This is a genomic window from Solitalea koreensis, from assembly GCF_900182575.1.
GTDB lineage: Bacteria > Bacteroidota > Bacteroidia > Sphingobacteriales > Sphingobacteriaceae > Solitalea > Solitalea koreensis.
Genome location: NZ_FXSZ01000001.1, coordinates 536752 through 550842 on the forward strand (window position 1 = coordinate 536752; position 14091 = coordinate 550842).

The window sequence follows — 14091 nt, forward strand, 5'->3', positions numbered from 1 at the left end:
TTCTAATTACTTATTTAATGCTAAAGTTTTACTTGCGGTTGAGTCAGCAGTTTTAACTGAATCAACTGGAGCTACAGGAGCCGGAGGAGCAGGTTGAAGTTTTTCCTGCTGTTGTACATAAAAAGGTTTTTGACCTCTTAACCACTCCTGGTACTCACGCATTGACACAACTTTAATGGTGAATTTCATGTTGTAGTGTGCTGCTCCGCAAATTTTATTGCAATACAACAAATAGTCAAATTTACTATCATTTACTTTAGAACGCATCGCATTAGTAGTGATGGTTGGCGTAAATGCAAAGTAAGTTGGCATACCAGGAACGCAGTTCATTTGAACACGGAAATGCGGCATGTATGCACTGTGGATAACGTCTTTAGCTCCAAACACAAATTGAACAGGCTTTCCAACCGGCAATACAATTTCTGAAGGGTAAAAATCATCATGTGATCTTTCATCTTTATAATCAACACCCAACACGTTATCACCACCAATCAAACGGTAATTGCGTTTACCCAATTGATTGTCTTTACCAGCATAGCGAACTGTCCATTTAAATTGTTCTCCTACTGCTTCAACAACAATAGCACCTTTAGCACTGTTAGGGCTAAAGATATTTGTCCAAGCCTTCCATCCAAAGAATACCAAAACGGTAAGTACGATGGCCGGAATAAGAGTCCATATTTTTTCGACATTATCATTATGCGGATAGTATAATGCCTTACGGTTTTTACGCTGACGGTAGAAGTAAGCATAAGAAAACAATAAGACGTGCGTAACAATGAATACGAAAAAAGTAATGTAGAAAGTAATGTGGAATAAACGGTCTGTTTCAACACCATGAATTGAAGCTGGTTCAGGTAAAATCATTTTACCATGAACACCTAGTTCCCAAAACGAACCGTATAAACCAAGGAAACCAAGGATTAATAACAAGGATGCGTTAATCGAATTCCAGTTAATTCCTTTTTTAGTACCGGCAGCGCTAGCTGTAAGGTCATAAACTTTAAGTATGCGGCCAATTATACCAAGTATAAAACCTGCTGCAATAACCAGCAACACATAAAAAGCAACCGTTAACCACATTTCGGTTCTGTCTGGAGCCGTTGCGGCCGCACCTGCTGCCGCATCCTGAGCATAAGCCACACTCGATAAAGTAGTGGCTACAGCTGCAGAAGCAATGAATTTTATATTTTTTAGTATCGACATAATTTTTTTAAAACAATTAGATATTGTTTATTGAATGGTGCAGACTCTCTTCTAAATAAGGATGGTTTTTTGGTAAAAGAGGCGCTTTGCTCAAACCCTTAAGCATAAGGAAAACAAATAATCCTACAAAACCTACAAACGTTCCGATTTCAATGTGGTTAAATCCACGTTCTGCTTCAGTAACTGAACCTGGCATTACCATTAAATAGTAATCAAGCCAGTGACCTAGAATTATGATGATAGCTGCTATCTTAACAACTTTCATATTGCGTTTACTATCGCTCGACATCAATACCAAGAACGGAGTCAGGAAGTTAATTACAAGATTAAACCAGAACCAGAATTTATACGCAGGTGTCCAACGTTTTAAGAAATAGTACGTTTCTTCAGGAATGTTAGCGTACCAATCAAGTAGAAACTGAGCTGTCCATAGATACGTCCAGAAAGTAGAGAAGGCAAACATAAACAATCCTAAATTGTGAATGTGACTCTTGTTTACCCATGGCATATAACCGTTCTCTTTAAGCAGGATTACAGTTAAAGCGATTGCCGCCAATCCACTTACCCATAAGCCAGCAAGGTTATACCAGCCAAACATAGTAGAGAACCAATGAGCTTCAACCGATAACATCATATCGAATGAGAACAATGGGTAAGTGAAACCGAAGATTACGCAGAATACTGCAGAATATTTAATACTTGTGTTGTAGTATTCCATTCCGCCTTCTAAATCTTCTTTTAAGGTTAGTTTTCTTAAATAAACTGCCAATCCACCCCAAATAAACATATACAAAGCCAAGCGAATCAGGAAGAAAGGAATATTCAAATAACCTGATTTTCCAGCAATAATTGGATCGAAATGTGGGCTGTTTGGATCTGTAATTCCTTCTTCGTTCCAGTGGTGATATAAGTTATGCGTATACAAACCGGTAGCAATCAGGGCAAATAAAATCACTGCGGCGTATGGAATAACGGTAGTGAATGCGCTAGGTATACGTAAAATACTAGTTGCCCAGCCTGCATTCGCAACATACTGAATTGCTATAAACATCATACCTGCGAAACTCACGCAAGTGAAGTAATAAGCGCATATTAACAGGTTAGCCCAAGTACGATCAACGTGACCTGTTGCAAAACCAATAGCAACACTGATAACACCAATTGCGATGGCGATCAGGCTCCAGGTTTTGGCTTTACCTGTAAACTCAAATTGTTCTAATGTATTTAGTTGCATTATCAAAAGTTTAAAGGTTCAAAAATTATTGTTTTTGAAGATATTGAATGTACTGAATGATTTTCCAACGCTCTTCTTTGCTTAACTGAGATGCATGTGAACCCATTGCACCTTTTCCGTAAGTTATGGTGAAGAACATTTTACCCTCAGGTAAATTTTTCAATGCATCCGAATTATAGTGAGGAGGAGCAGGGAAACCTGCTTTCGCTACAACAGCACCATCAGCCATACCGGTTTTACCGTGACATTGTGAGCACATATTCAAGAATAATTTTTTACCCTCTTCAAAATTTGCCTCATTTTTTGCTAGCGGACTGTGTAATTCAGCCCCTGCAGCTTCGTAACCTTCAGGAGTATTTGGATAATGGAAAACTTCGAAACCTTGAGGGATTGTACCTTCAACAGGTTTTTGAGCAGTTTTTCCATCTGCAAAAGCTTCATTTTTTTGATCAGGATTGTAAGCAATTGGACGATACATCTGTGGTGCATATTCCAAACCTGGATCACGTTTAACTTTTGAGCATGAGGAAAGTGTCACTACTCCAATTAAACTGACTAATACAACGCCTTTAATTTTATTACGTAACATATTTCTACTGCTTATTATACCGTTTTATACTTTACCTCAACAGCACCAGACTGTCTGAATAATGAACTTACTGTTTGTTCGTTTTCATCATTAACTTCTACTGCAATAACATAACGATCATCAGTAGCACGCTCGTCCATGATTCTTGGAGTAGAACCAGGAATTAAACGATTTGCTAAGAAGAATGTAAGTCCCATACCAAACGATGCAAATAATACAGTCCACTCAAACAAGATGGGAATAAAACTCACAATCGGGAAGTTAGGTTTACCACCAATATCCATTGGCCAATCATAAGTAATCATATACCACATCATTAAGAAAGCACATGAAATACCTAAACATCCAAAACAAAACGCTGCGATTGGCAATCGAGAGCGAGGAATGATAAATACGTTCTCCAATCCGTGAACCGGATGCGGTGTATACACATCGTGTATCATTTGACCATTATTTTGAACCTCTTTGATACCTTGTAACAAGATATCCTGATCATCATATAAACCGATGGCGTATTTCTTATTGCTCATTTGATTCTCCTTTCTTAATAGTTGCTGTAGTAGCAATAATCACTTTACCTCCTTCAACTGTTGGCTCAGCCACGTGATTATGTTTTTTCAATTTTGATTTAGCTTCTTCACTTGAATGTTTCAGGAGAAGTTTCACCTCAGCCATTGCCACTGAAGGCAAGAAACGGATAAACAATAAAAACAAGGTGAAGAACAAACCAATTGAACCAATGAATAAGCTCACGTCAACTTTAGTTGGATAGAACATAGCCCATGATGATGGTAAATAATCGCGGTGTAGAGAGGTAACGATGATTACGAAACGCTCGAACCACATACCAATATTCACCACAATAGAAATGATAAAGGTAAAGATGATGCTGGTACGAAGTTTCTTAACCCACATCATCTGTGGAGAAATTACGTTACAAGTCATCATTGTCCAGTATGCCCACCAGTAAGGGCCCGACACACGATTTAAGAATGCATATTGTTCGTATTCAACACCTGAATACCAAGCCATGAACAACTCTGTTAAGTAGGCAACACCTACAATTGACCCTGTTACCAGAATTACAATGTTCATTAACTCAATATGGTATATAGTGATGTAGTCTTCTAATTTCAATACCTTACGAGCAACTAAAAGAAGCGTTTGTACCATCGCAAATCCTGAGAAAATTGCACCCGCAACAAAGTATGGAGGAAAAATGGTAGTATGCCATCCAGGAATTACCGAAGTGGCAAAGTCGAACGATACGATAGTGTGTACTGAAAGTACAAGTGGTGTTGACAAACCTGATAACACTAATGAAACCGTTTCAAAACGAATCCAACTGCGAGCAGAAGATGTCCAACCCAAACTCAAGAAAGAATATACTTGTTTACGGGTACCAGTGGCACGGTCACGAACAGTTGCAATATCAGGCAACAAACCGATAAACCAGAATAAACACGATACTGAGAAGTAAGTTGAAATCGCGAATACGTCCCAAATAAGTGGTGAGTTAAAGTTCACCCAAAGTGAACCAAATTGATTTGGCAAAGGGAAAGCCCAATATGCTAACCAAGGACGGCCCATGTGCGCAATGATATAAGTTGCGGCACAAATTACGGCGAAGATCGTCATCGCCTCTGCTGAACGGTTAATGGAGTTACGCCAGTTCTGACGGAACAATAAAAGTACCGCCGAAATAAGGGTACCGGCGTGACCGATACCAACCCACCAAACGAAGTTGGTGATGTCCCATGCCCAACCTACCGTTTTATTCAAACCCCAAACACCTAATCCAACCCAGGTTGTATAGCCAAAACTAACCAACCATAAAACAAACCCGGCAAATGCCAGGGAGAACCCGATCCACCAAGCTTTACTTGGTGGATTTTCTAGCGGGCGGCACACATCTTCAGTAATGGTATGCATATCAGGCGTACCAGTTACTAAAGGTTTTCTAATTATTGACTCGTGCATAATATCGTGAGTATAGAAAATTAAACTTATGAATGACTCTCTGCATGTTCACCATGACCATGCGCTGCTTTTTCTTTATTACGTACCATGGTAAGGTAACCGATACCCGGTTGAACGTTCAATTCTTCTAACACGTAGAAAGTACGCTCGTTCTTAAGCAATTTCGAAACTTCGCTAGCTGGATCATTGATATCACCAAATACAATTGCATTAGCAGGGCATGATTGCTGACAAGCTGTTTTGATATCGCCATCAACTAATTGACGGTTCTCCATTTTAGCTTTCAGTTTACCCGCTTGGATACGTTGAACACACATTGAACATTTCTCCATCACACCGCGTGTACGAACTGTCACATCCGGATTCAGCACAAGTTTACCCATTGGGTTATTCATGTAGTAATCGAAGTCCTCGTTATCAGCATAGTTAAACCAGTTGAAACGACGAACTTTGTATGGACAGTTGTTTGCGCAATAACGAGTACCGAAACAACGGTTATAAGCCATTTGGTTCAAGCCCTCAGATGAGTGCATAGTAGCCAATACCGGACAAACCGTTTCACAAGGAGCGTGGTCACAGTGTTGACAAAGCATTGGTTGGTGAATTACCTCAACAGCGCCTTCAACATAACCTTCTGTACCTTTTTCAACTTCTGCATAATATCTATCGATACGTAACCAGTGCATTTCACGACGACGGCGAACTTCATCTCTACCAACCACAGCTACGTTATTCTCGATGCTACAGCTAACGATACATGAACCACAACCTGTACATGCGTTCAGGTCAATAGCCATGCCCCAATGATGGCCTTTTTTCTCTTTATCTTCCCAGATGTTGAAAAGTTTTACATTACCTTCTTTGTAACGTTCTTCTTCACCTTTAGCATTTCTTTGGGCAACATTTGCAATTTCATGATGTGACTGGCTACCAGCTGCTGGATTCTTAGCGTATTCAGCAAGAGTAGTTTCTCTTACAATATCACGACCTTCAATAGAGTGATGAGTTTGCGTTTGTGCTAATTCGTAACTGTCTCCGTTTGGTTTAACAGTTACTGAACTATAGTTCTGCATGGTTCCATTTACAATGCTTACAAATGGATATGCATTTTTACCTACTCCATTACCACATTTACCTGCATCAGTTCGGCCGTAACCTAAAGCAATTGAAGCAGTACCTAAGGCCTGACCAGGTTGGATAAGAACCGGAAGTGTAGTAGAATATGTAGTTGATGCAACTTCAAGAACATCACCCTCATTAATTCCCATTTCTTTTGCAGTTGCAGGGGCAATAGCGATATAGTTGTCCCAAGTAACTTTTGAAACCGGATCAGGGTTTTCTTGTAATAACGGGTTGTTAGCTCCGCGACCGTCACCAATATTGGTGTGTTTATAAACAGTTAACTCCAGTTTACCTGCATCAACTTTACTACCTGCCAGAATAGTCGAAACAACTGATTGAGTTAATTCTCTAGCATGAGTATATTGTTGAGCAGTTTTAGGCGCAGCCTGAACAAAACCAGCACGTAATGCATTATCCCATGAATCTTGTAAAGCAGCAACACCTACTTGTGGGAAAATGGTTGTATTCCAAACATTTTTAATGTAATCTACGTACTCAATTGGATTATTTGCCCATACTAACAAGCCCTTTTGGGCTGCACGAGTATCATAAATATGATTAATTGTTGGTTGTGCAATGATGAAAGTGCCTAGTTTTGGTTCGGCATCATTCCATGCTTCCAAGAAATGGTGATCAGGAGCAATTACATCAGCTAATTTAGAAGTCTCATCTGCACGTTCGTTAAATGAAACTTTTAACGAAACCTTTTTCATTGCGGCTGAGAAGTCAGCTGCTTTGGGATATGAATATGAAGGGTTAACTCCGTAGATGAAAATAGCACCTACTTCGCCACGGTTCATTTCGTTCACCAATTCAATCATTTCCGCATCATTGCCTTTGTTTTGTAATGATACATTGTCAAGATCGATGGTTGAACCGTAGTTGCCCAATAATTCATTGATTGCATTCACCAGAATCTGAACAGAAACATCGTTTGAACCTGCCACAACTAATGACTTGCCTTTATTAGCCCAAAGTTCATTAGCAGTTTTGCTGATGATATTTCCTGCAAATTCAGGAGTTGAAGCTGAGAAAGTTTGGGCACCTGCAAGTTTTGCGATGTTGTTGTACAAACCTAAAATAGCCAACCCATTTTGTGATGGCTTAACAGGAATACGTACGTCTGCATTTGAACCGGTAAGCGAAAGCTCCGTTTCAAACTGAATGTGACGTGACATTTTCTTTGTTTTCTTAAGTTTCTTAGCGTTACGATTAGAAACGTAAGCGCGAGTAAACTCAACCGGTGAAATCCATGTACCTAAGAAATCAGCACCAAAGCTTACGATTACTTCGGCATTCTCAAATTTATAGCTAGGTAAAACGGCTTTATCAAAGCTGTTTTTGTTTGCATTAATTATTCCTGAGTAAGAAACCGGCTCATAAGTTACCTGCTTTGCAGTTGGGTAAGCTTTAATAAAATCAGCAATAACAGCATTGGTTGATGGACTGTTAATTGTTGATGATAAAATCACTACCTTTTTACCACTTGCGCTAACTTTTGCTAATTCTTTCTTTACAAACTCATCAACCTCTTCCCATGAAGACTCATTGCCTTTTAACAATGGGCCTTGTAATTTGGTTGAATCGTAAAGATCAATTACTGAAGCTTGGCCGGCAGCGTCAACACCACCATGCGCAACAGGGCAGTTAGGGTTACCTTCAATTTTAATCGGGCGACCTTCACGCGTTTTCACTAAAATACTATAGCCGTCTTTTGAAGCGCTGGTATAGTAGTTAGGAATACCTGGAGTAATTTCTTCAGGTTTAATTAAATAAGGAACTGCCTTTGTTACAGGAGTTGTGTTACAAGCAGCCAGGGCTACTGCACCTACACTGAAACCTAATGATTTTAAGAAATCACGACGAGGCATAACAGTTGATTCAACCGCCTTACCTGAAAGGATCTCTTCAATTGGAAGGTCTTCAGCAAATTCTCTCTTCTGTAAAGCTTCAAACGCAGGAGTTGGATTTAACTCCTCTAAACCTTTCCAGTATTTTTTGTTATTGCTATCCATTTATGATCGTAAGAGTCGTTTAAAAATTAATAATGACATTTTGAACATTCCAAACCACCCATTTGAGCTACGGTTACTTTTTCACCACGCTTAATTCGGTCGTGTACCTCTACCATGTTATCGTAGTAGTGGTTTTTAGGAAGATGTTTCATATCTGTTTCACGGTGACAGTTAATACACCATTTCATTGTTAACGGAGAGTATTGGTATACCTCATCCATTTTAGCGACTTCGCCGTGACATGCATAGCAAACTGGATCTTCAGCTTTCAATCCTTTTGCAGCACGAATTGATTCTTCGGCAACTTTAACGTGTTGTGAATGGTTGAAATAAGCAAAGTCTGGTAGGTTGTGGATACGAATCCACTCAATTGGGCGAGTATTTGTACCATACTTCTGAGTCGTCGGGTCATAATCAAGGGCTGCGTAAATCTTTTGAATTTCAGCAGTTCCATCAATTTTTTCACCTTCAGCGTCAAAAATAGGCTCTCCTTTATATTCGTTGATCTGCGAGTGACAGTTCATACATACGTTTGCCGAAGGGATACTGGCATTTTTACTTTTAAATGCACCCGAGTGACAATATTGACAATTAATCTGGTTTACTCCAGCATGAATTTTGTGTGAAAATTTGATAGGTTGTACCGGTTGGTAGTTTTGCGTTACCCCAGTAAACCACATTTCACGCACACTCCAAGCTGACAATACAACTATGGCAGTAAGTAAGCTTAATGCGATTACTTTTTTATTTAATGCTAACTTTTTAAGTTTTACTGCAAATGCCGAAGGTTTTTCTTCTTCTTCAACTTCTTCCTCTACAAGGCCTTCAGCCTTTCTGTTCGCAACAATTTGTTCTAATGTTTTAATTACACGGTTTAAAACCCAAATAACCAATAAAAGAACACCAACTAAGCCCAGTAAGCTAAAGATTGTGAAAGTACTGGTTCCTTTGCTTTCAGCAGCAGCGCCTCCAACCGGTCCAGCAGCCGCCGCCTTATCAATTGCATCACCTTCTTGCTTAATGTAAGCCAAAATTGACTTCACATTGTCTTCAGTAAGGTTAGGGAATGCAGTCATTACTGACTGATTGTTCTCGTTAAAAAGTTTTACAGCAACTGGATCACCTGCTTTAACCATTGCTTGTGAGTTGTGCACCCACTTAATAATCCAGGCCTCTTCATGTCTTTTATCAACATCTTTTAAAGCCGGACCAGTTACCTTCTTGCCAACAGCATGACAAGAAGAACAATTCGCTTTAAAAAGGGTTTCACCTTCTTTAGGATCCGCGGCTAATGCTTGCGCTACTCCAAAGAAAACAAAGGTTAAAATTAGTAACCCTTTCTTAAGATAGTTTTTCAAAAAAACGGACGGGTTTGTACTCATGCTCTATATTCTACGTTTAATTTCTTGAGATTTGTGTATCAATTCGCTAATAATCTGATACTTACAAATAAGCATCTTTATAATTAGCGCACAAAAATAGGCATAAAACTAACTCTGTGACAATTGCGTGACAGTTTTTAGTAATTTATAACCATTCTAAATAATGTTTTCTCCATAAAATTAGAATGGGAAAGAGGAAGTTGACAAGAACTTGAACTTTCTTATCCTATCTTTCTTTCCCATTTTTAATTCTTCAAAACACTCAACTTACATATCAAGTAACCACGCAAATATCAATGGGGCTACAATTGTGGCGTCTGATTCAATAATAAACTTAGGGGTATGAATATCTAATTTACCCCAGGTTATTTTTTCATTCGGAACAGCACCCGAGTATGATCCATAACTGGTTGTTGAGTCTGAAATCTGGCAGAAATAACTCCAGAAAGGAATTGTTTCCATTTCCATATCCTGATAAAGCATCGGAACTACACAAATTGGGAAATCGCCGGCAATACCACCACCAATTTGGAAGAAACCTATTCCTTTGCCTCCAGAATTTTTGATATACCAATCAGACAACCAAGTCATGTACTCAATACCTGATTTCATGGTTGTAGGATTCAACTCTCCTTTAATACAATAAGAGGCGAAAATATTACCCATGGTAGAGTCTTCCCATCCAGGACAGATGATTGGCAAATTCTTTTCAGCAGCCGCTAACATCCAACTGTCTTTCGGGTCGATTTCATAATACTGCTCCAAATCGCCTGAAAGCAGCATCTTGTACATAAACTCATGAGGCAAGTAGCGTTCACCTGCATCCTGAGCACTTTTCCACTGATGATGAATATGTTTTTGTAAACGACGGAAAGCTTCCTCTTCAGGAATACAAGTATCTGTTACACGATTAAAACCATTTTCCAACAAATCCCACTCTTCTTGCGGACTTAAATCACGATAATTAGGAACACGTTTGTAGCTGTTATGAGCTACTAAGTTCATAATATCCTCTTCTAAGTTTGCACCTGTACAAGAAATGATTTGTACTTTATCCTGACGAATCATTTCGGCCAATATTTTGCCCATCTCGGCTGTACTCATGGCACCAGCCAAAGTGATCATCATTTTACCACCTTCTTCCAAGTGCTTTTCATAAGCCTTAGCTGCATCAATCATCGCGGCTGCGTTGAAATGCAGGTAATACTTTTCCATAAAAGCTGAAATAGTATTGCGTTTCTTTTCCATGTTATTCTGTTTAGCGCTGCAAAAATAGCCAAATCCTATGGCTAAGAATATTTTATTTAAAAAACTTAGAGAATTCTAACAGTAATGGGTTACTTAGAATTTCTAACGCAATGCTTTTTTATAATAAAAGGAGGGCATTCCATAGAAGCATCTATTGGCATATTATAAGTTGTTAAATCAGGCCCGGATCCAACTTTATTATAAAATAAAAAACAGTTCCTTATAGTTAATTTTTCATTAAAAATTGTGCAATGCCTAACAATATCTATCTTCATGGCATGCAATTCAACTTTTTAAAAAAGCGTACCCTTCTAATCTGTATATGTTTAACAAACTGGATTACAATTACTTTTGCACAACAAAACACTAAAACAGACACCGCTGCTGTAAAAAAGGAAAACAGTTTACTACCGATACCTGTAATTGGTTCTTCACAAGAAAAAGGGTTTGAATTTGGTGCCGCTGCTGTTTATTCCTTCTATCTAAATAAAAAAAACAGTATAGTACAGCGCAATTCCACCCTAGGCTTAATTACTACCTATACTACTATGAATCAATCCAAAGTAAGCCTGAACGGCAACTTTTGGACAGCTGCTAACACCTGGCATATCATTGGCGATATAAAGTACTATAACTTCCCCAATAATTTTTACGGCATTGGCAATAATACCCTTTATGCAGATCAGGATCTTATTAATGATAAGAAATCAAGGTTCAACGTAGATGTGGAAAGAGAAGTAGCAAAAAACTTCTACGCTGGCGTAGGCTTATGGTTTCTTAATGAAAAAATAAGCGAAAAAGATTCAACAGGAATTTATGACTCAAGTGAATTAGAGGGGAAAAGCGGTGGCAAAACAAACTATTTAGCCTTTTCGGCCACTTTGGACGACAGAGATATTGTGAACTATCCATATAAGGGCAATTATCTACGCGCATACCTACAGAATTCATTTAATGCAATAGGCAGCGACTTTAATTTTGTTTTAATAACATTAGATGCACGCAAGTACTTTAAAGTGCATCCCACTACCGTAATAGCTGTCCAAGGATATGCTCAATCACTCCAAGGTGGCGACAAGCCTTTCTTTTTACTTCCTCAAATGGGAAGTGATTTATTAATGCGAGGATATTATACTGGTCGATACAGGGACCAAAACTACTTGGCTTTTCAATCAGAGGTGCGGCTTAGGCCATTTGCCAATCGTGAGGACAAAGGTTGGTTTTCATTATCAAGAGGAGTATTTGCAGCTTTTGCAGGAGGCGGAAGCGTGTTTAAAAACGGTGATTTTAAATTCAATAATTTTAAACCAAACTATGGAATAGGGGGAAGATATATTTTCGATCCTCGCAACCGGCTTACGCTTCGAGTAGATTATGGATTTGGAAGTAAAAATGAGGGAGAACCAAGAAACAGTGGATTCTACTTATCACTAAACGAAGCATTTTAAAAAAACCAAGAGTCTGTAAACTCAACTGTGCTTAACAAAGTTAATTTTACAGACTCTTTACAGACCCAATAAACTCAAAAGCAAGCTTAGTATTTAATCCGAAAATGCTCTTTAGCTTGCCCCTTTCGGAAGAATACCAAGCCTATTGTAAACAAATCAATGGTCAGGCTTACTTGAGGGTGTTCTTTGATGCTTTCCCAGGCTTCTTCCATTCCTTTTGACCAATGTATATCATCAAAAATAACCATGCTGTTTTCGTTTACTTTTGGCAATAACTGCTCAAAATATCTAATGGTAGCTTCCTTACGGTGATTTCCATCAACATATACCACATCAAGAATTGGCTGTTCCCGAACCAATTCAGGAAATATCGTATCAAAGTTTCCTACCAATAAACTAATATTCGTTTGATTAAGGTTTTCAAAGTTCTTACGAGCAATAGCAGCTGTTTCTGGACACCCCTCAACCGTAATAACTTTTGCCGCAGGAGCAGCCTTTGCCATGTAAGCTGTTGTTAGTCCTAAACAGGTTCCCAATTCAATTACTATTTGCGGACGCTTCCATTCTATCAATCGGTATATTAATTGTGCCCACTCCGGTGATTTCAATGCATTAGCAGCTAAATCTTTCACTGCCTTTTGCTTGTTATTATTGTACATTGATCCGGCTCCTAAATCAGTAATATTGATTAAATGCGAATCACGTAACAATGAGACACGCAACTGTTCAATGGTTTGATAATCTGACCTTAAATCTTTGTCGTAGATAACTTTATCGACCAATTCGTATACAAATGGCGAATGAGTTCCATGACGAGTTGTTGCTGAAAGTTGGTGCTTTATATAGGCCGTTACAAGAGTTAAGTTCATGAATCAAAAATACAATTATTTGAGTTATAGCAATAGAAAACACATATAGCCCCCGCTACATTGCTGTATTAATAAGTTTTATTATATTGTATTGAGGAGATTTTAATTATGATTAGTAAGGAAGAATTAGCTTCATTAGTAAAATTACTGGATGATCCCGACCATGAAATTTATGAGCAAGTAAAATTAAAATTGGTCTCACTAGGATCAGAAGTAATTGATTATTTGGAGGAAGTGTGGCAAACATCACTAGATGCAATGATGCAGGAACGCATTGAAAACATTATTCATCATATACAATTTGAGGACGTAAAAAAAGGCTTAAGTATCTGGGCAATGAGTGGAAGTTTTGATTTACTTGCGGGTGTACTTGCCGTAAATAAATATCAATATCCCGATTTGGATGACCAAAAAATCATCAATCAAATTGAAGAAATAAAACGTGATGCCTGGTTACAGCTTGGATACGAGATGAGCGCAGTTGAGAAAGTAAAAGTATTAAACCATGTATTTTTTCATATTCATGGCTTTAGCGGAAATACTGTTAATCATCAGGATCCTCAAAACTCATACCTTAATCTGGTGCTGGAAAGCAAAAAGGGAAATCAAATTTCTTTGGCAATCATCTATTCCTTAATTGCACAACGACTTGATATTCCTATCTACGGAGTTAATCTTCCGCAGCATTTCATTTTGGCATACGTTGATGAATCGGAGCCAACTTTACCCGGATTTGAAGCACATAATGGCATTTTATTCTACATCAATCCATTTAACAAAGGTTTTATTTTCGGCAAGCATGATGTTGATTCCTTTTTACGACAATTGAAATTGGAGCCAATAGAAGAGTATTATACTCCCTGCACCAATATCGACATTGTAAAACGTGTACTACGCAACTTAATTAGTTCGTATAAAAAACTAGGATTTATGAATAAGGTGGAAGAAGTTGAAGAATTGCTTTTCGTTCTTGATTCGCAACAATATCATTAAATTAT

The 14091-nt window shown here is 38.4% G+C and carries 11 protein-coding genes; 2 read left to right on the plus strand and 9 right to left on the minus strand.

The genetic code is table 11. The annotated features are described in order from the left end of the window. Positions 1-6 precede the first annotated feature (6 nt). The 8 genes from FN756_RS02360 to FN756_RS02395 form a co-directional block, all read right to left on the minus strand. Complete coding sequence (locus FN756_RS02360; protein WP_142601122.1) at positions 7-1206, minus strand: cytochrome c oxidase subunit II; 1200 nt, start codon at positions 1204-1206, stop codon at positions 7-9. Positions 1207-1222: 16 nt separating this feature from the next. Next, a complete protein-coding gene (locus FN756_RS02365; protein ID WP_142601124.1) occupies positions 1223-2440 on the minus strand; it encodes a quinol:cytochrome C oxidoreductase in 1218 nt (405 codons plus the stop codon). 25 nt (positions 2441-2465) lie between these two features. Continuing rightward, on the minus strand, positions 2466-3029 hold the full coding sequence (locus tag FN756_RS02370) for a c-type cytochrome (RefSeq protein WP_142601125.1): 564 nt from the start codon (positions 3027-3029) through the stop codon (positions 2466-2468). A gap of 14 nt (positions 3030-3043) precedes the next feature. After that, on the minus strand, positions 3044-3559 hold the full coding sequence (locus FN756_RS02375; protein ID WP_142601127.1) for a DUF3341 domain-containing protein: 516 nt from the start codon (positions 3557-3559) through the stop codon (positions 3044-3046). Next, entirely contained in the window at positions 3549-5009 is a 1461-nt protein-coding gene (nrfD, locus tag FN756_RS02380) for an NrfD/PsrC family molybdoenzyme membrane anchor subunit (RefSeq protein ID WP_142601129.1), read from the minus strand. The genes FN756_RS02375 and nrfD overlap by 11 nt, the downstream gene beginning before the upstream one ends. Positions 5010-5035: 26 nt before the next feature. Beyond that, on the minus strand, positions 5036-8146 hold the full coding sequence (locus tag FN756_RS02385) for a TAT-variant-translocated molybdopterin oxidoreductase (RefSeq protein ID WP_142601130.1): 3111 nt from the start codon (positions 8144-8146) through the stop codon (positions 5036-5038). A gap of 26 nt (positions 8147-8172) precedes the next feature. Continuing rightward, positions 8173-9528 (minus strand): cytochrome c3 family protein, encoded by a 1356-nt coding sequence (locus FN756_RS02390; RefSeq protein WP_142601132.1) that lies wholly within the window; start codon positions 9526-9528, stop codon positions 8173-8175. 267 nt (positions 9529-9795) lie between these two features. Then, positions 9796-10776 (minus strand): deoxyhypusine synthase family protein, encoded by a 981-nt coding sequence (locus tag FN756_RS02395; protein ID WP_142601133.1) that lies wholly within the window; start codon positions 10774-10776, stop codon positions 9796-9798. A 251-nt stretch (positions 10777-11027) separates the two neighbouring features. Between FN756_RS02395 and FN756_RS02400 the strand changes: the two genes are divergently transcribed. Further along, positions 11028-12224 (plus strand): BamA/TamA family outer membrane protein, encoded by a 1197-nt coding sequence (locus tag FN756_RS02400; protein WP_142601135.1) that lies wholly within the window; start codon positions 11028-11030, stop codon positions 12222-12224. A gap of 86 nt (positions 12225-12310) precedes the next feature. Here the strand turns inward: FN756_RS02400 and FN756_RS02405 are convergent, their stop codons facing one another. Beyond that, positions 12311-13093 (minus strand): O-methyltransferase, encoded by a 783-nt coding sequence (locus tag FN756_RS02405; protein WP_142601137.1) that lies wholly within the window; start codon positions 13091-13093, stop codon positions 12311-12313. Positions 13094-13201: 108 nt separating this feature from the next. On the opposite strand from FN756_RS02405, the gene FN756_RS02410 reads away from it, so the two are divergent. Then, positions 13202-14086: a transglutaminase-like domain-containing protein gene (locus FN756_RS02410; protein ID WP_185955158.1), complete on the plus strand. Its 885-nt coding sequence runs from the start codon at positions 13202-13204 to the stop codon at positions 14084-14086. Positions 14087-14091 lie beyond the last annotated feature (5 nt).